Origin of the sequence: Thermotalea metallivorans, assembly GCF_001562415.1 — a bacterium.
GTDB lineage: Bacteria > Bacillota > Clostridia > Peptostreptococcales > Thermotaleaceae > Thermotalea > Thermotalea metallivorans.
Map to the genome: position 1 here is coordinate 1 of NZ_LOEE01000013.1, position 21,944 is coordinate 21,944.

19 protein-coding genes and 1 riboswitch are annotated in these 21,944 nt (G+C 42.2%); of the genes, 5 read left to right on the forward strand and 14 right to left on the reverse strand.

Features of this window, described 5'->3' with window-relative positions:
* The 4 genes from AN619_RS16200 to AN619_RS02050 form a co-directional block, all read left to right on the forward strand.
* Positions 1–197: hypothetical protein (locus tag AN619_RS16200; protein ID WP_207644248.1), on the forward strand; the 197-nt coding region annotated here is incomplete at its 5' end.
* 1,036 nt (positions 198–1,233) lie between these two features.
* Entirely contained in the window at positions 1,234–1,632 is a 399-nt protein-coding gene (locus AN619_RS02040; protein ID WP_157064877.1) for a hypothetical protein, read from the forward strand.
* A gap of 485 nt (positions 1,633–2,117) precedes the next feature.
* Positions 2,118–2,215: riboswitch (glycine riboswitch) on the forward strand.
* Positions 2,216–2,304: 89 nt separating this feature from the next.
* Positions 2,305–3,354 (forward strand): PTS sugar transporter subunit IIC, encoded by a 1,050-nt coding sequence (locus tag AN619_RS02045; RefSeq protein WP_330382006.1) that lies wholly within the window; start codon positions 2,305–2,307, stop codon positions 3,352–3,354.
* Between the two features lie 31 nt (positions 3,355–3,385).
* Positions 3,386–3,592, forward strand: a complete 207-nt coding sequence (locus tag AN619_RS02050; protein ID WP_068554608.1) for a hypothetical protein — start codon at positions 3,386–3,388, stop codon at positions 3,590–3,592.
* A gap of 249 nt (positions 3,593–3,841) precedes the next feature.
* On the opposite strand, the gene hydF is transcribed toward AN619_RS02050, so the two are convergent.
* From hydF to AN619_RS02095, 8 genes are all read right to left on the reverse strand, one after another.
* Positions 3,842–5,074, reverse strand: a complete 1,233-nt coding sequence (gene hydF / locus AN619_RS02055; protein ID WP_068554610.1) for a [FeFe] hydrogenase H-cluster maturation GTPase HydF — start codon at positions 5,072–5,074, stop codon at positions 3,842–3,844.
* A complete protein-coding gene (gene hydE, locus AN619_RS02060) occupies positions 5,052–6,386 on the reverse strand; it encodes a [FeFe] hydrogenase H-cluster radical SAM maturase HydE (protein ID WP_198153213.1) in 1,335 nt (444 codons plus the stop codon). The genes hydF and hydE overlap by 23 nt, the downstream gene beginning before the upstream one ends.
* 45 nt (positions 6,387–6,431) lie before the next feature.
* Positions 6,432–7,805, reverse strand: coding sequence for a [FeFe] hydrogenase H-cluster radical SAM maturase HydG (gene hydG / locus AN619_RS02065; RefSeq protein ID WP_068554612.1), 1,374 nt, complete (start codon positions 7,803–7,805; stop codon positions 6,432–6,434).
* Positions 7,806–7,826: 21 nt separating this feature from the next.
* Positions 7,827–8,072, reverse strand: coding sequence for a TM1266 family iron-only hydrogenase system putative regulator (locus tag AN619_RS02070; protein WP_068554614.1), 246 nt, complete (start codon positions 8,070–8,072; stop codon positions 7,827–7,829).
* Between the two features lie 555 nt (positions 8,073–8,627).
* Entirely contained in the window at positions 8,628–10,436 is a 1,809-nt protein-coding gene (locus AN619_RS02080; protein ID WP_068554617.1) for an NADH-dependent [FeFe] hydrogenase, group A6, read from the reverse strand.
* Between the two features lie 41 nt (positions 10,437–10,477).
* The gene (gene nuoF, locus AN619_RS02085; protein WP_068554619.1) at positions 10,478–12,268 is read right to left on the reverse strand and encodes an NADH-quinone oxidoreductase subunit NuoF; all 1,791 of its coding nucleotides are present in this window, start codon (positions 12,266–12,268) and stop codon (positions 10,478–10,480) included.
* Between the two features lie 33 nt (positions 12,269–12,301).
* Complete coding sequence (locus AN619_RS02090; protein WP_068554621.1) at positions 12,302–12,667, reverse strand: (2Fe-2S) ferredoxin domain-containing protein; 366 nt, start codon at positions 12,665–12,667, stop codon at positions 12,302–12,304.
* 85 nt (positions 12,668–12,752) lie between these two features.
* A complete protein-coding gene (locus AN619_RS02095) occupies positions 12,753–13,226 on the reverse strand; it encodes an NADH-quinone oxidoreductase subunit NuoE family protein (protein ID WP_068554623.1) in 474 nt (157 codons plus the stop codon).
* A 728-nt stretch (positions 13,227–13,954) separates the two neighbouring features.
* On the opposite strand from AN619_RS02095, the gene AN619_RS02100 reads away from it, so the two are divergent.
* The gene (locus AN619_RS02100; RefSeq protein WP_068554625.1) at positions 13,955–15,463 is read left to right on the forward strand and encodes a SulP family inorganic anion transporter; all 1,509 of its coding nucleotides are present in this window, start codon (positions 13,955–13,957) and stop codon (positions 15,461–15,463) included.
* A 140-nt stretch (positions 15,464–15,603) separates the two neighbouring features.
* Here the strand turns inward: AN619_RS02100 and AN619_RS02105 are convergent, their stop codons facing one another.
* The 6 genes from AN619_RS02105 to AN619_RS02130 all read right to left on the reverse strand — a co-directional run bounded on the left by AN619_RS02105 (position 15,604) and on the right by AN619_RS02130 (position 21,944).
* Entirely contained in the window at positions 15,604–16,866 is a 1,263-nt protein-coding gene (locus tag AN619_RS02105; RefSeq protein ID WP_068554627.1) for a hypothetical protein, read from the reverse strand.
* Between the two features lie 69 nt (positions 16,867–16,935).
* Complete coding sequence (gene panB, locus AN619_RS02110; protein ID WP_068554629.1) at positions 16,936–17,787, reverse strand: 3-methyl-2-oxobutanoate hydroxymethyltransferase; 852 nt, start codon at positions 17,785–17,787, stop codon at positions 16,936–16,938.
* Between the two features lie 319 nt (positions 17,788–18,106).
* Positions 18,107–18,559: an MOSC domain-containing protein gene (locus AN619_RS02115; protein WP_068554631.1), complete on the reverse strand. Its 453-nt coding sequence runs from the start codon at positions 18,557–18,559 to the stop codon at positions 18,107–18,109.
* Entirely contained in the window at positions 18,549–19,040 is a 492-nt protein-coding gene (moaC, locus tag AN619_RS02120; RefSeq protein WP_068554633.1) for a cyclic pyranopterin monophosphate synthase MoaC, read from the reverse strand. The genes AN619_RS02115 and moaC overlap by 11 nt, the downstream gene beginning before the upstream one ends.
* 1 nt (position 19,041) lies before the next feature.
* Positions 19,042–20,007 (reverse strand): GTP 3',8-cyclase MoaA, encoded by a 966-nt coding sequence (gene moaA / locus AN619_RS02125; protein WP_068554636.1) that lies wholly within the window; start codon positions 20,005–20,007, stop codon positions 19,042–19,044.
* 5 nt (positions 20,008–20,012) lie between these two features.
* A complete protein-coding gene (locus AN619_RS02130; protein ID WP_068554638.1) occupies positions 20,013–21,944 on the reverse strand; it encodes a molybdopterin biosynthesis protein in 1,932 nt (643 codons plus the stop codon).

Genomic DNA, 21,944 nt, shown 5'->3' on the forward strand with positions numbered 1-21,944 from the left:
TATTTTCTGCTTTCATCTTCTGTGATACAATAGACATGTTCAAGAACCTCCCAACCGTTGATTTTAATGGGGTTTTGTCACTTCTATTATATCACAGAGAGGGGGCTTCTTGGACTTTTTTATTGCCAAAAACTATTGATTTTTCAATATTCATCGCATATCAACTTTGTGCGAAAGTTGATTTATTAAATTATTAAAGGTGTTATTTTACAAATACTCAAATATATGGTACACTATTGTATAATCAGTGATATAATAGCATAATAGACAGAAAAGATATGAACGGGATATTGATAGTTAGGGAGTTTTTATTTAACATGCACATATAATAGTCAGGTAGATTTTAAAGACATCAGCTTACAAATTTGACTAAGCCGTCTTCTTTTCTTGTAAGTAGCATTTGGCAGATTCTTTTATTGTGGAATATATTTTGCCACCTTCGAGGAAATTTATGAAACTATTTAAAATGAATTCCACGTGAATACGACTTGCCATTTGTCCCTTTATTATCTGGGAATTTTTTCCCGAAGGGTCTGGCGGTGAGTTTAATAAAGCTGTGTCACGGCATACAGCAGCAATTAATTCTAGATTTTCATATTTTTTACCGTACGCGGTATGATACCTTTGAAGTATCAGCAACTACATAAAAGAATGACTTGAAAATATTTTAGGTAGTCCATGATACAGTCAATCATCTCTGATGTGCCATTTGCAACCTGCTTTTCTCTTTTGTGTAGAGCATATATCCTAACTATAGTTTTGCACTTTTTAATAAAGCTGTTGAAAATGCTAGATTTTTATTTTTATAGCAAATGGCTTGAAATCAACGCTTTTTAAAAAAAGTGCAAAACTTAAGATCCTAAGGGAATGCTTAAAATTTTTATTTTTCCCTAATAAGGCAAAAATATTGATCACTAAAGAAACAAAGCAATGCTCTTTAAGGTATAAATTCTTTTTTGCCGGTATGATCAAAGTTCTAAAAGTAGCAGTTAAAATGATATCTGAATTTTGCCTGCAATGTATCATGCATTAAGGCAATGGCAATATCTACAGTAATTTTTATTAGCTCTTCCGTAGGAAAATGGACATAGGATAAAAGGTAATATAGTGAATTTAAAGCTTTTCTGTCATATTTCTTGATGAAATTTTCATAAATGATAATAAATTTAACTCAAGAATAAAGGGTTTATTCTTGTTTGTGCTTCAAGTATATTGAAAGGAATGATTGTAACCATGGTGAATAAAATGCATGGGAAAAAGAAGTATTTGCTATTAGGTATTCTTCTGCTATTGTTTCTATCCGGCATTGTTGTGACCAAAATATATATTCAGACGATCAAGCTGAGTGCTGCAGAAAAAGAATTCTATTATAAAAAATCTGTTGAATATGCTTTTCACGTCATCGGAATGACCTTGAAAGAACCTTTCCATAGAGAGGCAGCCCGTTTCAGGGAAGGTTATGATAGTTTTTTGACAGTGTCTAGATTTGGAAATGAAATCAGTGTCAAAGATACCATAGAATATAGGGATCAGAAAAAGGGTATTTTGTATTTTCGATTTGTAGCGACTTTATCAAAGGATGGCAGTGTGAAAAAATGTCAAATTACTTCTTCCCATGGAAGTGAAAATTGATCAAGTTGCATAGATTCATATAATAACAAAGTCTTCCGTTGGAAGATTTAAAGGAAGACTTTGTTGAAACACATGAAGGAAATTATGACTTATCCACAATTTATGAAAGTACATAATTTCCTATGTGTTATAAGATCAGTGCCTTCTCCATCAGGAGAAGGCATTAGCTTGTAGACAAACCCTTGAGATTTGGCTTCCTGCTCAGACCTGCGCCGCTTTTCCAAATAAAAATGCTTTAGCATTTCATCGCTCCCCGGGACAGGTCATCATACATTTTATAAATAAAGAATTTGAATGATATATAAAAAATCATAAAAAAATAGAATTGATTTTTTACTATTTATGGAATACAATAAATATGGAAAAACAACATATATGTGGATGAAAACTATTGGAGATATTCGTAAAAACGGATGACCGTAGAAGCAAGAAATGGGTTGTGCTTTTGGCCTGTTTTGAAACTTTCAGGTTGTCATACAATAGTTGGACACAACCCTGGAGAGAACCTATTGCCATAGGTCATCGAAGAAGTAACTTGCATGTTTGCGAGGAAGCTTTCAGATAAAAGGACAGGGGGTAGAAAAGCATGATTTTGTCGTGCTTTTCTACCCCCTGTCCTTTTATATCTGCATAGAAAAAAATACCTATATTAAAAAATATGGAGGGATGGAAATGATAGAAATTTTTCAAGGAGTAGGACTACTGGTTTTTGTATTAATCCTATTTTCAGGATTTAGTTTGAAAGCACCAAAAGGAGATAAGGCAATGACCGGTCTTGCAGGTGCTGCTGTAGCAACTTTTTTAGTAGAAGCCATACACAAATATATCAGCGGAGATTTATTTCATATTCAATTCTTAGGCAACGTAGGAAAGGCTTCAGGAAATATGGGAGGGCCAATAGCAGCTATTCTTGTTTCCATCAATATGGGAATCAATCCTGTATATGCAGTTGTCGCCGGAGCAGCATTAGGGAATCTTGGCATATTGCCCGGATTTGTGGCAGGATATATGGTGGGCTTGATTGGAAACATCATTGAAAGAAAACTTCCAAAAGGATTAGATACAATTGCAGGAGCTCTGCTGATCGCTCCCCTTGCTAGAGGTATCGCTTCCGGAGCTGCCCCACTGGTAGATCAGACACTCTTTGCTATAGGAAATATGATTACAGCAGCTGCAGAACAATCTCCTTATATGATGGGATTTTTGCTGGGAGGAATTATAAAAGTCATTTGTACATCGCCCTTAAGTTCCATGGCATTGACAGCTATGCTGGGATTGCAGGGATTAGCCATGGGAATATCTGCAATTGCGAGCTTTGGCGGTGCTTTTACCAACGGCATTGTATTTAAACGATTAAAATTTGGAGATAAGGGAAATATCATTGCCGTTATGCTTGAACCATTGACACAAGCAGACATTGTTACCAAACATCCCCTCCCCATATATTTTTCTGACTTCATTGGGGGAGGACTGGCAGGCATAGCAGCGGCCTATTTTAAAATTATAAATAATGCACCGGGGACAGCGTCTCCTATCCCCGGCATGTTAGCCCCTTTTGGTTTTAATGACCCGAAGAAAGTATTATTTGCCTTGACCTTTGCTGTGATGGGAGGAATCATAGGAGGCTATGGTGGAACATCCATCATTGCTTTTATCAAAAATAAAAATATAAAATTTAAAAACATCGTTTATAGATTTGCCTCTGAAAAAGAATCTATGTAATCAAAAATAATAATCAAGGGGTGATCATTGTATGGCTGTTATCATTGATTACAAAACCGCAAGAAGAAGAATGGAAAAACATAATGCCCACAAGAAAATGCAGAAGGGAATAGATGTCATCGGAAAATTGAAAAATACTGAAATCACACCAGAAATGGCATTCATTCTTACTTTATTGCTATTAGGGCTCTTTATAGGATACGCAGAAAATTTGGTACCACTGCTTTCTTCTAAGTAGATTCATTGTTGACACCTGCAATATGTGATCATGCATATTGTGCTCTACGAGATGAAAAATCCGGCAATTTAAACAACAAACACGCCCTCATGCTGAGTACACCACGCAATTTACTCAAAATACAAAAGAACCAACCCGTTATTCTTGAGTAAAGGACAGTCATAACTTTTGACTGTCCTCTATTATGAAAATACATTATTTTTCTTGCCAATGTCAATATTGATGTATCTGCTGTTTCGACAAGATTTTTTAATCTTCCAAAAACATCTGCCTTATTTCCGGAAATGGCTCCAGTGCCCTTTCCAATACACCCGTAATATACCCGATCAATACCCCGTAGTTTACGATGGGCGTTTGGTTATAAATGGCCTGGTTTATCCGAAACTCCATTTCCTTGGGATTCAACATGCATCCCCCACAGTGGATGATTAGATCAAACTTTTTCATCTCTTCCGGCTCTGGGTAATAGGTTCCGGAGGCCCACTCAAAATTGAGTTTTCCCCCGACCATTCCTTCAAGCCATTTAGGAATCTTATCCTTGCCAATATCCCCCTCTTGTCTGTGATGGGTACATCCTTCGCAGATCAGCACATGGTCGCCGGGCTTCAAATCCCTTATCTTTTTGGCTCCCATCACCAATTCCTCCAGATCCCCCTTGTAGCGGGCAAAAAGGATAGAAAAGGATGTCAATGCAATATCCCTCGGCGTATCCTCATTGACCTTGGCAAAGGCCTGGGAATCGGTAATGACGATCCTCGGCTTCTTTCCTAGGCTTCTTAGGGTCTCTTTCAGTTCCGTTTCCCTTGTGACAACGGCAATGGCCCCATGATCAATAACATCTCGGATGGTTTGCTGCTGGGGAAGGATCATTCTTCCCTTGGGTGCAGCCTTATCGATAGGAGTTACCAAAACTACCAGATCATTTGGTTCTATGAAATCCCCTACGATCACCTTCTCCTGCTTCTCCAAATTGGCATTGTCAATCATCAGTTGTTTTAATTCCTCAATTCCTTCGCCTTTGAATGCACTTACTTTCACAAAGGGAATATGATATGTTTTTTGCCATTCCTCCAGAAGGGATGCATCTACATCTTCCACATCTATCTTGTTGACAACACCCACCAAAGGGATTTTTTTCTCTCGCACCCTTGCAATAATCTCACGATCAAATTCGGTGATCCCTTCTTTCGCCGTTACTACTAAAACTGCCAGTTCTGTTTTGTTTAGCACCTTATAAGTTTTTTTAATCCGCAATTCTCCTAGAGCCCCTTCATCGTCAATCCCTGCCGTATCGATAATTACCACAGGTCCTATGGGCAAAATTTCCATGGCCTTATAAACGGGGTCTGTGGTTGTCCCCGCCACATCAGAAACCAAGGCAATGTCCTGTTTTGTCAAGGCATTGATCAAACTTGACTTTCCTGCATTTCTCTTTCCAAAAATTGCAATATGAAGACGATTACTTCTCGGCGTATCCTGCATCTTCCAATCCCTCCACATTTACTTTCAAGTACGGCGGCAGTTTTCTTCCTGCTTCCTTTATGGCTTTTATGGCAGCCTTTAGATCAATCATGTTTTTATGGCTGTAGATTTGATAATTATACCGGTATTTTGCCGGTGTATTAATCAGCATAATGGTGTTGGCTCCCGCCTTTAATGCCTTCGTCTGTCCATCGGGGTCCAAGGAGGCCAAGGCAGTAGTTGCCGGCAGGAATACTCTTTTGCAAACAATCCTCGTCACAGCTACAGCCTTTAAGGTCATGTCTACGCTTCCGGGAGGATATTTTTCAAAGGGAGTTCCTTTGGCAGGCAGGAAAGGCCCGATGCCAATCATGTTAATTCCCATATCCTTAAAAAACAAAATATCCCTGGCAATATCCTCCGGCCTTTGCCCGGGCAATCCGATAATGCTGCCGGAACCATTGATATACCCCAACTCCCTAAGCCACTGGGAACATTGTATCCGGTGATCATAGTCATCATCGGGATGGATGAATTCAAAAATCTCCCGATTGGTCGTCTCAATTTTTAAAAGGAAATTGTTGGCCCCTGCCTCCTTATACAGCGCGTACTCTTCCCTTGGTCTTTCTCCTATACTTAAAGTAATACGCATGCCCGTTTCTGCTTTGATCCGTTGAATCAGGGCTACGATTTTATCCGGTGTCCACCACAAATCCTCCCCCGATTGAAGAATGACGGTCTGAAGGCCCATCCGATGAAGCTCGTGGACAATCTCCATGATTTCATCCTCTGTCATCCTGTATCGTTCCAATTCCGGAAGGGTCTTTCTGATGCCGCAGTATTTGCAATCCTTTCTGCAAATATTGGAGAACTCAATGGCACCCCGTATATCTACCACATCCCCAATAATCTCCTGCCTCATCCTGTCGGCAGTGGCAAACAAAGCATCCATCTCCGCCTTCCTCTCGGTCTTCAACAGCAGTACGATGTCTTCAAAGGTCAGCTCTTCTCCCTCTTCCACTTTCTTGAGTACTGCGATAAATTCGTCGGATATGACAGAATCCATCAATTTGGCTACCAGTCCTGAAAGTTTTTTGGGAATATCGGGATAAATGCCTTGAATGGTTATATTATTTTCTAAAAGCAGATTTTCTGCTCTTTGCCGATCTTCCGCCTTTACTTTAATGGCAATTGCACAAACAGAACCGTATTCTGAGGGCGCCGGTACAAGGGCTGTTTCAATACCCTCATCCTTCAGCAGCTTATCTCCCCTCAGCATATGATTGGTAGAACCTGCCATGATCAGATAATGCTTTATGTCCTTACGCTCCATTGTATTCCTCCATATTCAAATTTTCATAGCGTTCGTGCCTCATTATTAAAAATATAAGTCTCTCTCTCCCTTTTCAATCCGCTTGAGCCGCTCTATGGTCTCTTTTTTAATCTTCTCATCTTCAATTTTCTCCAATTCTTCGGCAATCATCTTCTCTCCCTTGGCCCTCGTGGCCTCTGAGCCGTAGTGCACCAGATTTTCCTTGAAGGTCAAGATGGCATTGGGCTGGCAGAATTCATGGATGTGAGCATCCTTTGCCAATTCCATAAAGGCCTCTCCTGTTCGATTGGCCCGATAGCAAGCTGTGCAGAAGCTGGGAAGATGTCCCTGCTCGCAGATTACCTGAAGCATTTCATCTAGGGAGCGCTCATCACTGGTTTCAAACTGGGTTGCTTCCCTGTCATCTTCCTCATAGCCCCCTGGATTGGTTTTTGATCCGGCAGATATTTGAGAAACGCCTAAGTTGAGCAGTTCATCCCTTAGTTCTGCCCTCTCCCGGGTTGACAGAATGATTCCTGTATAGGGTACCGTCAGGCGGTATACAGCCACAATCTTTTTCAAATCCTTATCGGATACAGGGTAAGGCGTTTCCTTTAGCGCTGAATCCAGAGCCGGCCTTAGTCTCGGAATCGATATGGTATGGGGTCCCACATTGTAACGGGCATCCATATACTGGGAATGCATCAAGGTGGCCAGCACATCAAACTTATAATCATACAATCCCAAGAGGACACCAATGCCAAAATCATCGATCCCCGCCTCAAAGGCCCTCTCAATTGCCGTCAAGCGATAATCATAATCTGCTTTTGAACCGGATGGATGCATCTTGCCATAGGTTTCTCTGTGGTAAGTTTCTTGGAATATTTGATAGGTTCCGATCCCTGCACGCTTCAACTTTTTGAAATCTTCTACGGACATAGGAGCTGCATTTACGTTGATTCGTCGGATATCTGCCCCTTGGTAAATTGCCTTGACGGCGTCCACAATGTGGTCGATATGGGTCTTTTTCGGGTCTTCTCCACAGACCAAAAGAATTCTTTTATGTCCTTGTTTTTCAATAGCTTGGGCTTCATGAACAATTTCCTCTACACTTAAGGTTCTTCTGTGAAGTCGTTGATTGGCTGCACGGAAGCCGCAGTATAAACAGTTGTTGGTACATTCATTGCTGGTATAAAGAGGTGCAAAGATGACGATGCGATTGCCGTAGATTCTGTCTTTGATATAGCGTGCCGCATCAAATAATTTTTCCATAACTTCATCATCTTCTACCTGCAGCAGGGTTGCAGCCTCTTCCAAGCTTAGACCGTAACAATCCCTTGCCTTCTCAATAATCTCAAGCACCTCTTCCTTCGTAGCTTTTTTTCCTTCTTCCAACAGTTCATAAATTCTATCTTCACAGATAATTTGATAAGTATCCATTTCATTTCCTCCCATTTTTATTTATTTCTGCGTCAATGCACTTTTTACCGTAACGCCTTTTAATCTTCCCAATTTTCCTGTCAATGCACCAATCTCGTCGGTAGTGCCGTCAACAATAATCGAAATGACACTCAAATTTTTTTCTTTGTAAGGTATTCCCATTCTCCCCACAATAATCTCCCCATAGTTGCTTAAAAGTCTGTTGACTTGTTCTACATTATCCTTATCCTCCACGATAATGGCTACAACGCCGATTCTTTTTTCCATCTTCCCAATCTTCTCCCTTCTTAAAACTGCAAAAACAAAAAAACTTTCCCAAAGGTAAGGAAAGTTGTATTTTTCTCACTGTTATCACCCTCTCACCTTTTGCTCAGAATAATCCTTGCAATTAGTTTATGCATCGCCATCCTCCGGATGAATAAAATCCATCCGTCAGATTCTAATTCTATTTTACCCTTTTTTCTCATCTTTTGCAACGTTAATGTATTCACAAATGTGTTTATACAGATCAGAATAAAACAAGCCAGTCTGTAAAAAAAGTAATGGAATAAGTAAGAACCCTTGAGATTTAGGCTTCGTCGCCAATCAGCAAGCCGCTTTTTTTCCTTATAATCCAATAGGAAATTATGTCCTTTCCTAAATTGTAGATAAACCACAATTTCCGTCATGGGTTTCAACAAAGTCTTCCTTTCCATCTTCCTACGGAAGCCTTTGTTATTTTTCATTTAGAAAAGGGGCGCAGGTCTGAGCAGGAAGCCAAATCTCAAGGGTTTGTCTACAAAACGAAAGCGTAGATGAATCATTCATCTACGCTTATTGTTATTATTTATGATCGCAAGCTGCTGCAGCCTCTGCATGGGCACATCCGCACGCAACATTTTTATTGATAGGGAATTTTTCCCTTGCCGTATAGTGCGTATGGAGCAATTCATGGGCCTTATGGCTGTTTGGTTTGCCCAAGAACTCTTCATACAGCTTAATCACTTGCGGGTTTTTGTGGGATTTTCGAATTGTCAATAATTCATCTTCTTCATAAAGGGCTTTTGCTCTTTCTACCCTTACATCCATATCCATTAATGTTTGGGCATCGATTTGCGGTTGTCCGCCACCACATACACATCCGCCGCTGCAGCCCATTACCTCAATAAAATGATATTCTTTTTCTCCGGCCTTTACCATGTCTAATAATTTCTTGGCCATCGCCGTACCATGGGCTACCGCAACTTTCACTGTCTTACCGCCAAGGGTCAATGCTGCTTCCTTAATTCCTTCGGTACCTCTCACGGCAGTGTATTCAATGTTTTCTAATTCTTTGCCTTCCAACACGTCAGCTACCGTCCTTAATGCAGCTTCCATAACACCACCGGTAGCACCAAAGATAACCCCTGCACCGGTATAATCTCCCAGATAGTCTTCATCAAAGTTCTCGTCTTCTAATTTTAGGAAGTCGATTCTTGCCTGCTTGATCATCTTCGCCAATTCTCTTGTCGTCAGCACGGCATCTACATCTCTGTATCCTGTACCTTTCATTTCAGGTCTGGCAGATTCTGTCTTCTTAGAAGTACATGGCATGATGGAAACGACAAAGATATTCTTTGGATCCAGATTATTCTTTTGTGCATAGTAAGACTTAATTATTGCACCCATCATTTGATGCGGTGATTTGCAAGTTGACAAATTGTCTAGGAATTCCGGATAGTAGAATTCGCAGAATCTGATCCAACCTGGTGAGCAAGATGTGATCATTGGCAGCTTGCCGCCATTTTGCAGTCTGTCTAATAATTCATGACCTTCTTCCATGATGGTTAAGTCGGCAGCGAAGTTTGTATCATATACCTTGTCAAATCCAAGTCTCTTCAATGCAGCTACCATTTTGCCCGTAACCCTTGTACCAATGGGTAAGCCGAACTCTTCTCCCAGGGCTGCTCTTACCGCAGGAGCTGTTTGCACAACAACATGCATATTTGGATTCTCGATGGCATCCCATACTCTCTCGATATCTTCTTTTTCCCTTAATGCTGCCACAGGACAAGCAACAATACATTGTCCGCAGTAGATACATGGCGCATCTGCCATGCTTACTTCAAAAGCAGGTCCTACCGTTGTCTTGAATCCTCTGTTGTTGAACTCTAAAATACCGATGTCTTGCACCTTCTTACATACATTCACACATCTTCCGCAAAGGATGCACTTGCTTGGATCCCTTACGATAGAATGGGATTGGCTGTCTATGGGAGCCACTGTTTTTTCGCCTTCGAACGGAATTTCTCCGATATTTAACTCTTCAGCCAGTGTTTGCAGCTCACAGTTTCTATTTCTAAAGCAAGTTAAGCACTCTCTGTTGTGGTTGGAAAGGATTAATTCTACCGTTGCTTTTCTTGCATCCCTTACTTTCTTTGTATTTGTCTTAACAACCATACCTTCTGCTACAGGATGCACACAGGAAGCCTGCAATCCTCTTGCTCCCTGGATTTCTACGAGACATACTCTACAAGCGCCAACTTCATTTACATCCTTCATATAGCACAGGGTAGGAATATTGATACCTACAGACTTTGCCGCTTGAAGAATCGTATAGTCTTTCGGCACTTCAACTTTTATATTATCAATGGTTAAAGTTACTTTTTCCACTGCTACACGCTCCTTTTCTACTAAAATCGAAGACCGATCCGTTATTTCTTGATGATAGCCTTGAATGGACACTTATCCAAGCAAGCACCGCACTTCACGCATTTCTCTCTATCAATGACGTGTAATCCCTTTTTCTCTCCGGAGATGGCATTTACCGGACATGCCTTTGTACACAGTGTACATCCCTTACAAGCATCCGTGATGAAGTAGCTTAGCAAGCCTTGGCATACACCCGCAGGACATCTCTTTTCATTTACATGGGCCTCATATTCATGTCTGAAGTATCTTAGTGTAGATAATACCGGGTTTGGAGCTGTTTGACCCAATCCGCACAGGGATGAAGACTTGATGTTTTCTGCCAATCTTTCCAGTTTTTCGATGTCTCCCGCTTCTCCCTTACCTTCCGTAATCTTGTCTAATAACTCCAGCATTCTCTTTGTACCGATTCTACATGGCGGGCACTTTCCGCAGGACTCGTCTACAGTAAAGTCAAGGAAGAATCTTGCAATATCCACCATACAGTTGTCCTCGTCCATAACAATCATACCGCCAGAGCCCATCATAGAACCAAGGGCAATTAAGTTGTCATAATCAATCGGTGTATCCAGATATTCTGCAGGAATACATCCGCCGGATGGTCCACCGGTTTGAACCGCTTTAAACTGCTTGCCGTTTGGAATCCCGCCGCCAATTTCGAAGATTACTTCTCTTAAAGTAGTTCCCATCGGGATTTCCAAAAGTCCTGTATTGTTGATTTTTCCTCCTAGTGCAAATACCTTTGTTCCTTTTGATTTTTCTGTTCCGATGCTTGCAAACCATTCTGCACCGTTTAAGATGATTTGTGGTACATTGGCATAAGTTTCCACGTTATTTAACAATGTGGGCTTTTCCCATAATCCTTTTACAGCCGGGAATGGAGGTCTTGGTCTTGGCATACCTCTCTTGCCCTCAATGGAATTTAATAATGCTGTTTCCTCTCCACATACGAAGGCCCCTGCGCCCAGTCGAATTTCCAAATCGAAGTCGAAACCTGTGCCAAAGATGTTTTTCCCTAACAAACCGTATTCCCTTGCTTGATCAATGGCAATTTGCAATCTGTGCACGGCAATGGGATACTCTGCTCTTACATAAACATATCCTTGGTTTGCACCTACTGCATAACCGGCGATAGCCATGGCTTCGATCACCGCATGGGGGTCTCCTTCTAGTACGGATCTATCCATGAAAGCACCTGGGTCTCCCTCGTCAGCATTACATGCTACATATTTTTGATCTCCTTGGGCCTTATAAGTGAATTCCCACTTCAATCCTGTGGGGAATCCACCGCCTCCACGACCGCGAAGGCCTGATTTCTTAATGGTCTCAATAACTTCTTCCCTTGTCATTTCTGTTAAAGCTTTTGCTAAGGCTTTGTATCCGTCGAAAGCAATATACTCTGTAATATCTTCAGGGTCGATTACACCACAGTTTCTCAATGCAACTCTTTGCTGCTTCTTATAGAAATCTACTTCATTGATGGAGCGAATTTGATCTTCTGCAACTGCTTCTTTAAACAATAAATCGGTAACGATTCTTCCCTTTAATAAATGTTCTTCTGTAATTCTAGCAACATCTTCCACCGTAATGCGGCTGTAAAACGCTCCTTCCGGATATACGATAACAATGGGGCCTGCTTCGCAAAGGCCAAAACATCCTGTTCGAACTAATTTTACTTCCTTTGTTAAATTGTGTTTTGCTAAAGCTTCATTGAAGGCCTCTTCTATGCTCTTAGAACCTGAAGAAGTACATCCCGTACCACCACAGATTAGGACATGTGATCTATATAATTCCATTTGCTTACCTCCTCACAAAATGAATTGTATCGATTACTTCGCTGTGCCAATGGTATATTCATCAACAACTTTTCCGTTTACAATATGCTCGGCAACGATTCTTTTTGCTTTTTCAGCCGTCATTTCCACATAAGTTACTTTTTCCTGACCTGGGCTGTAAACTTCAACGATGGGCTCAAGCCTACATACACCGATGCATCCTGTCTGACTAACAATAACATCTTGCAAATTTCTTTTCTTTACCTCTTCCACCAATGCCATTAACACTGGTCTTGCCCCTGCAGAAATACCGCAAGTTGCCATACCTACAACGATTCTTGTTCCTTCTCTGTCATGTCTTATATCAACTTTCTTCAACGCTTCTTCACGAATTTTCGCTAATTCCTCAATAGATTTCATGAACAAATCCCTCCCGTTTTAAAAGTGGATTGGAAATAACCGTTTTCCTAAGAATGTCCGTAAAGGGTAAACACACGATGATTTCTTAGTATTTTGCCAATATGCCCGGAACATCGGATTCAACAAGTCTGCCGTATACATCTTCATTCACTGTCAATACCGGTGCAAGGCCGCATGCCCCGATGCATCTTGTCGCTACTAATGAAAACTTTCCGTCAGCGGACGTTCCGTCGACCTCCACTTTGGCCAGTTCCTTAATCTTGTCAATGATCTTTTGAGCACCTTTTACGTAGCAAGCTGTTCCCAAGCATACCCCTATGACATAGTCTCCCTTTGGTTCAAGGGTAAACTGCGTATAGAATGTAACTACTCCGTAAATTTCTGCCATTGGCATATTGAGTGCCTCTGAAATTCTTTTTTGCACTTCCAGCGGGACACATCCAAAAATCTTTTGTGCCTCATGCAGTATCGGCATTAGTGCTCCTTTTTGCCCTTTGTGCTCCGCAATGACTTCATCCAATTTTGCGAAGTTTTCTTGTGTAAAAATGTTCTTAGCCATAGTACCTCCCCTTTTTCCTTTATACTTTATATAAAAAATAACAGCATAAACTTTATGAAAAACAGATGGCATGCTGTACGTTAACAAAATCCATCTCCGGAAATTTCAATGATGGGTAAAAGATTTTGTTATATACATCATGTTTTTTTATAACACATAGAAAATAATGGACTTTCATAAATTGTGGATAAGTCATAATTTCCGTCATGGGTTTCAACTAAATCTTCCTTTACATCTTCCAACGGAAGACTTTGTTATAAATATCCCAAACTATTATAACATTTAATTTGTTCTGTGTGTAGCTTTTTTGTTATGAATTTATCAATTTTTTGTCGAAAATTGTTGTTTCTATCCAATGTAATTTTTGCATGAAAATGCAAATCCTACTATGCAGATAAACCCTTCCAGGGGGCAACCCTTTGTTGGCTATCTCCAAAGATTCGGTTGACCCTAAACCCTTCTTCATCATACACAATCTATTGAAAACAGTAAATTTATTTTTGAAAAATACTTTTTACAAAATATTAATATTTGTATTAAAGGAAATTCCATGATTTTTTCCCTTTTTTCTTTGTTTTTCTTTGAAAAACCCTTTCTTCCCTTAAATTTTAAGCATTCTTTGCTAATTTTTTCTTGAAATTCTGTTCTGAAAGGAATACAATATTGTTGCTATTCCCGTTTTTTCAGAGAGATTCGGCATAAAAATTCATAGGAAAGAAGGGTCTTGTGTGGTAAAAAAAAGTCATATCTTTGCCTATGATATCACAAACTTGAAGGGTGATATCCTAGGGGGATTTACGACGGCAATTGTAGCACTCCCTTTGGCATTGGCCTTGGGCGTTGCCTCGGGGGCAGGTGCAAAGGCAGGGCTGTATTCTGCAATTATTACCGGCATCTTGTCTACTCTATTTGGCGGAACACCGGCTCAGGTAAATGGTCCTACCGGCGCCATGACCGTCGTATTGATTGAGCTTTATGAAAAATTTGGGCTGGAAGCCTTGTTTGCCTCCATGTTTGTTGCGGGACTGATCCAGATTGCCATCGGCACATTAAAGCTCGGCAGGTATATTCATCTGATTCCTCAGCCCGTCATTATCGGCTTTACAAATGGTATCGGCTGCCTCATTTTCATTAAGATGATTCCATATTTTAAAACAAATCCGCTGCTTGCAGCCATTACGATATGCATCATGTTGTTTTTCCCTTTGGTGACAAGAAAAATTCCTGCCTCTTTAATAGCACTAATCATCGGTACAATGGCAGGTATATATTTTCTGCCTTCAGGTGCCTTGGTAGGAGAAATTCCTCAGGGGTTGCCCCAATTTGCATTTCCTAAATTTCCGTTGGAACAATTCTACGAAATCATCAGAGCAGGATTTATCCTAGCCATGTTAGGTTGTATCGAATCCCTGTTGGCATCCTTGGTGGTAGATGAGTTAACAAGAACAAAACATAATTCCAATCGTGAACTGATTGGTCAAGGAATTGGCAACACGGTAGCATCCCTATTCGGTGCCCTTATCGGTACAGGAGCAATCGTCCGCTCCGTTGTGAACGTCAATGCAGGGGGCAGGACTAGACTGTCAGGTATTTTGCATGGTATTATCCTTCTTGTGATCACCCTGAAATTTGGTCCGTTGGCCTCAAGGATTCCTTTGGCCGTATTGGGAGGAATCTTAATGGGTACAGCCATTAAAATGATTGAGTACAATGCTACCCGGGAAATTACCTATGCCTCCAAACGGGCCGGTACTGTTGTCATTGCCACAACACTGCTTACGATCTTTACCGATTTGACCGTAGCCGTAGCCCTGGGCACCCTGTTGTCCATGTTCTTCTTTGTTCTTCGCATGGGGGATGTGTATTTAAAAAAATATGACATTGATTGTACGGGTCTTTCAAAAAAAATTGCTTCCTATACGATTGAAGGTCCTTTGTTCTTCGGCGTTGCCCATGCTATCGTCAGCAAGCTGGAAATAGAAGGGGAAGATGCGGACATCATTGTACTGAATCTGATGAATATGCCCGCCATAGACTCCTCCGGCGCCATCTCTTTAAAAAATGTCAAAGAAATTCTAAGATCTAACAATACGGAACTGATCTTTGCAGGACTTCGGGAAAACAGCACAGATCTTTTGGTAAAAATGAATGTCATTTCGGAAGCTGACGTGGCCTTGTCCTCCTTGCGCATCGGAGAGGTTTTAGATCATGTAAGAACCTTGGCCCAAGCATCGTAAAACTTTGTCATCCAATCCTTGATAAATAGAGCTTTTTATCAACAATAAAAGGGATTGCCAAAATGATACGGTTTTATGATCATGACCGTATCATTTTGGCAATCCACTATGGCAAAAGCACAAATTATATTTTTTGACGCTTACCTTCTATGAAGCTTTTTGGCGCCTATAAAAGAAAGTCCGTTTTCTGTGAGGGCTTTGGCTGTTTTGTTTACCGCAGCATGCTTATACAGATAATTGCCAAGAAGGTGTCCCATGTCACCGGAGGCTTCTATTTCACTTTTATCTCTAAAGTAATCCAAAATCGTAGAAGTATGCTCCTGGGTTACCTCATCCGTCGGGTCCCCTCCCTCATGCTTCGCAGAGATATTGGGTACTTTTGCTGCAATTTCAATCAGTTCATTTCTTCTGTTATAGGGCTGTCGGACGATATGCCTGTAGCATTCCGTGATATGATGCTCTATCCGTATATTGTTCTCAAAACCAAAGGCAGTTCTCGCCTTGGCACTCCATTCAATGGTTTTGTTATCAACGGAATTCGATAAATTAAAACCGATTAATGGCGTTGTACCATCCTCCCTAGCAAAAAGCCTTGCCATTAACATGGTCCATAACACCGAATACGGATTGTCGTTGCCCATGAATACTGAGATTTTGAATTTTATATCGATTCCCAAGCGATACAGCATATACCCCACCAGTACTGTTCCAGGGTTGATGTTCAGCACCTCATTGATTCCATAATTTGTGTAATAATACAGGAGCTCATCGGCCCACATCAATACATGCTCATTGGGTTGTCCTATGCCCCCAAAATATCCTGTAATTGTATCGGGCCCTCCCAGATGTACGTTTGAACCGTCCGTTCCTTTTGTCTCCAGCGTCTCCACATAGCTTGCTCCTATGATTTGCATTGCCGCTGCCACTGCAAGAATATCACCATTGTCAGACTCTTGTTCCTTCATTTTTCTTACTCGAATATATCTGCCCGGCATTATTTCTTTTTTGTCGATGGCCTGCTTGGCTTCTTCAATCAACCATGGAAAATACTGAAGGGCACTGATCTCAAGGGTTACAGCCTTCCCATCATTGAATCCCATGGCATCTGCCTTTGGCCCGAGGACATTTCGTCTATATTCAGAAATGCTTACGAAAGCACCTTTGTCCCTCATCACTGTCAGCCATTCTAAATCCTTTAGATAGGGCGAATCCATATTCTTAAGCCTTGCCAGAAGATTGGGCAACTTTTTCGCTTCCCTTGCCATATGGTTTATTTCTTCCGGTGTTCCATACTTTTCAACAACCCTAAGAACCTCATTCACCATTTCATTTTCATTACTTTGGAAAAACTTATTCAATTCCTCTACTGCAGAAACATTCAATGCTAGACGGTCTTTTAACATTATTCTTACCTCCTAGATGATGGGAATCTTTTTTCCTTCTTGGGATATTCCATCGGTACCCGCGGCTTGTTATTCAAATTCCTTGAATAGGGCTTCGAAAGCCTCCTTGCTGTCAATGGCACGATATACATGCTTCTCTTCCGGGAATCTCATATTTTTGACATCATCCACATATTCCTTAAAAGCATTGATAATGATTTCCGCTACATTTGCATATTTCTTGACAAATTTCGGTGTAAAGGCCTGGAACATGCCCAACATATCCCCGCATATGATCAATTGTCCGTCGCAGGGGAGTCCTGCCCCTATTGAATATACCGGTATCGTGAGTTTCTTTGCTATGAATTCCGTCAACTCCGGCGGCACAGCCTCAAGGAGCAATGCCCTTGCCCCGGCCTCCTCAATGGCGATGGCATCCAGAATAAGCTCCCTTGCACTTTTTACGTCTCTTCCCTGGGCTTTGAATCCGCCCAATTGTCCCGAGCTCTGGGGCGTTAATCCAATATGGCCTATGACAACGATGCCTGCATCACTGATTGCTTTGATTCTGGTGATAACCCGCCTTCCTCCCTCCAGCTTGACTGCATCCATATCGGCCTCCTTCAGGAATCTGCATGCATTCCTAACGGCTTCTTCGTCGGATACCTGATAGGAGCCAAAAGGCATATCCCCAATGACAAATGTATTGGGAGCCCCCCTGCGTACTGCTTGACAATGGGCTATGCAATCATCCATGGTCACAGGTACTGTCCCTTGATAGCCTAATACAACCATCCCCAATGAATCTCCCACCAAAATCATATCCAATCCTGCCTGCTCTGCAAAAGACGCCATTGGAAAATCATAGGCTGTAATCCAAGTTGCCTTTTCTCCCTTTTTTTTCATTTCGGTTAAGTCGAAAATCGTTTTCTTTTTTGCCATCGATACCCCTCCCGGTATAATATAGTGATCATCATCGGCAGCCCCATGGCCACCGGCAGTTGCTCTCAAAAAATATAATCTTTCGATCCATGGAACTTTACAATGATATGCTTGTCATATTACATTGATTATATCCTGTTTTTTCAATTTTTGAAATATATTTTTTCGAACTTTTCTCAATTTTTCATCATCTCCTGCCCATGGAGTTATTGAAAATCAAATCACCTCTTTTTATTATTTGGACAAGCGGTGCAGATCTGACCATGAAGCCAAATCTTAAGGGTTCGCCGTGAAAACGAAAAGCCCCTTAGGGGATTTCCTAAAGGACTTTTTCTTCTTCCAACACCAAGATTTCATCCCCCATCTTGACAATGCCGTCCTTCAAAACCTTTGTAAAAATACCTTCCGTGGGCATGACACAGTTGCCTACCTGATGGAATATGGCACATTTTGTATGACATTCCTTTCCAATCTGGGTTACTTCTTGGATGGTCTCTCCGATTTTTAATTTTGTCCCCACGGGCAGCTGCCAAAGAGCAATTCCTTCCGTGGTAATATTCTCCGCAAACTTTCCCGTACAAAGTCCTTCTATGCCGATGGCCTTCATTTTTTCAATACTCTCGATCCCTAAAAGACTTACCTGTCTATGCCAGTTTCCGGCATGGGCATCCCCCTCTAACCCATGGTCTGTTCTAAACATCCCTTGGACAATGGTCTTTTTGGGAACACCCTTCCTTTCACTGATGTTGATGGCTACAACCTTACCCTTCAATGCATTCACCCTCCCTTAGATAGGTACCCGATTTGCCTCCAATCTTTTTGACCAGCCTAATATCCGAAATGACCATATTTTTGTCCACAGCCTTGCACATATCGTAAATTGTCAGAGCGGCAACGGATACGGCATGCAAGGCCTCCATCTCTACCCCCGTTTTTCCTATGGTTTTCACGGAAGCTTCTATATGGATACAGGCATTTTTTTCATCTATTTCAAAATCCATATCCACTCCTGTCAAGAATATGTTATGGCACATGGGAATCAGCTCACTGGTTTTTTTTGCCCCCATAATACCTGCAACCTGGGCCACAGCCAAAACATCTCCCTTCTTCATTTTTCTCTCCGCCACCATGGCCAAGGTCTTTGGCTCCATCTGAACGGAAGCCCTGGCGACAGCTATCCGCAGTGTATCTTCCTTACTGCCCACATCCACCATTTTGGCGCGGCCTCTTTCATCTATATGTGTAAATTCCATACTAACCTCCTATACGATACATATCTCTCTCCACAGGCGCATGATCCGACCGATTCAGGGTATGCTGAAGGGGCTTTGCCAGAATAGTCTTCTGGATGATTTCTCCTAAATCCTCCACCCCCGCCCGCAAGGCGGCCTTCACATCCATCTCCTGGTCCCAGTGCAAACAAGGTTTCAGCCGCCCGTCCGCCGTCAGGCGAATACGATTGCAATGCTTGCAAAAATGATTGCTGATGGGATTAATAAAACCAATTTTCCCCTTTCCTCCGGGCAGTTGGTAGTACTTGGCAGGACTGCTTCTGTCCCCGTCATAGACAGGAATGAGTCCTTTTATTCTTTCTTTGGCCGTATGATTGGAAATAAATCGGTTTTTGGCCCAAGCAGCAGCTTGGCCAATGGGCATCAGCTCAATGAAGCGGACTTCCATGGACTCTTCTAAAGTAAGCTTTGCAAAATCTTCTATTTCATCATCATTAAAGTCTCCGATTAGCACCACATTGATTTTTATAGGGCACAAGCCTGCTTTTCGGGCTGCCTCAATGCCTTCCCATACGGCCTTGAACTTGCCTCCCCGGGTAATATTTTTATATCTTTCCTCCCTTAAGGTATCCAAGCTGATATTGACCCTTTTCAGTCCTGCTGCCTTTAGGTCGGAAGCATACTGTCTCAGTAGAATCCCATTGGTGGTCATGGCCAAATCCTTGATTTTTTGCAAGTTTGCAATATTTTCAATGAGTTCTAGAATTCCTTTCCTCACCAAGGGCTCGCCGCCGGTAATCCTCACCTTATGGATGCCCAAATCCGCCGCCGTCTTCACGACCTGGAATATTTCCTCCAAAGACAGGATCTCCCCGTGATGCTTTTTGGCAATACCCTCTTCCGGCATGCAATATTGGCAGCGCAAATTGCAAAGATCCGTCACGGAAACCCGCAGATAATTGATATTTCTCCCCAAAGTGTCTTCCATTGCCTTCACCCCCGTCTCACCAAAGCAATTTCACCCGTATGTTCCAGCTTGTAGCCTCCCATCTCCTCCAAGATTTCTTTAAATTCTTGGGACTGAAGGACCTTGATAAAAATCTCGATCATTTCTTCCTTTAAATACTGCATGGGAACGGCAAAATCATAATCCTCATCACCAATGGGAATGAAATCCAGATCCAAGGCCTTCGCCGCCGACAGAACGCCCACACCCGCATCGGCAGACCCTGAAGCAACGGCCGCAGCCACTGCCATATGGGTCGTCATTTCCCGTTCATAGCCCCAAATCCTTGCCACATCAATACCCCGCCTCTTCAATTCATAATCCGTCAACATTCTCGTCCCCGCTCCCCTCTGCCGGTTTACGAATTGGATATCTTCCCGGACCAGATCCTCGAAGCCCTTGATGTTTTTCGGATTGCCCTTGGGTATGATGAAGCCTTGGATCCGCTTGACTCCTTTGATGAGGGCCACTTCCATATCCGGCAAATATCTCCTGAGAAAAGGTACGTTGTATTCTCCCGTCATCTCATCCAACAAATGGACAGGGGCCATATGGGCTTCTCCCCTTTTTAAGGCCATAATCCCCCCCAAACTGCCCGCATGGGCGGAAGAAAGATGATAATTGCCAGGCTGCCGATGCATCAAATTTCCGATGATATCCAAGATCAAATCATGACTTCCGATGGAGACAATGGTGTTGCGGATCTCTTCCATATCCTTCAGCAGCTCAACGGAAACACGCTCCCCTGCTTCAACGCCCTCGCTGTTTTGGGGAATGATGAGAACTCCGTCGGCCCTCACCAGGGACATGGTGGCCCCCGCCCCTCGGTTCAGCGGGGTAGCAATCAATTTATTTCCCACCATCCCCAATTTCACGCGGACATACTCTTTGTGTTTTAGGGAAGATACAATTCTTTTGGAAACAACGGCTTCTATTTTGGGGCGTGGTGGAATTTCCTGCCCCACATATTTTCGAATCAACGGCTTTGCAAAGGTTTCAAATACAAAATAGGCCGATACGGGATATCCCGGTATCCCTATGACGGGTTTTTCCTTGATGATGCCAAGAATTGCAGGCTTTCCCGGCCGTACGGCAATCCCATGGATCAATACTTCCCCCATCTCCCGTATCAGCTTGACCGTATAGTCCTCTGTTCCCGAGGAAGATCCCGCATTGATAATGATTATATCGTTTTCTTCCACAGCAGCCGTGAGCCTTTCCTGCAACAAATCATAATCATCGTCCACGGGCGAGTATCGATTGGGTTCTCCTCCGTATTCCTTCACTAGGCCTTCGAAAACTCTAGAATTGGACTCGATTATTTTTCCCTCTTCCATTTTTTCGCCGGGTTCGATGATTTCCGAACCCGTAGGCATAATGCCTACCCTGGGCTTTTTATAAACTTCGATTTCCGTAATGCCCCCGCTCAACAGGGCCCCAATGTCTACGGGTCGGAGGGTATGGCGGGCCGGTACGATCATCTCATGGGCCACAATGTCCTCCCCAATGGGACGAATATCCTGCCACGGGGAAGCTGCTTTTATAATTTCAACGGTCTCTTCATCGATCTCTACTACATCCTCAATCATAATGACTGCGTCATAGGGCTCCTTGATGGGATCTCCCGTATCCACATAGATAAAATCCAGATTCCTTTTCAACCGTTTAGGATTTGCTTCTGATGCCCCAAAGGTTACTTTTGCCCTTACAGCAATCCCATCCATGGCAGCAGCATTATGATTGGGCGATGAAAGCTTTGCAAAGACCGGATATGCCGTCACCCTTCCCAAGGCTTCTATGACTTGTACCTTTTCTACAGGAAGGTTTTGAAGAATTCCTTCCAATTGACGAAAATATATTCCCAAGGCTTCCTCTACAGCCACATTGGAAAGATATAGGTTTCGCTCTCTCTTTCTCAA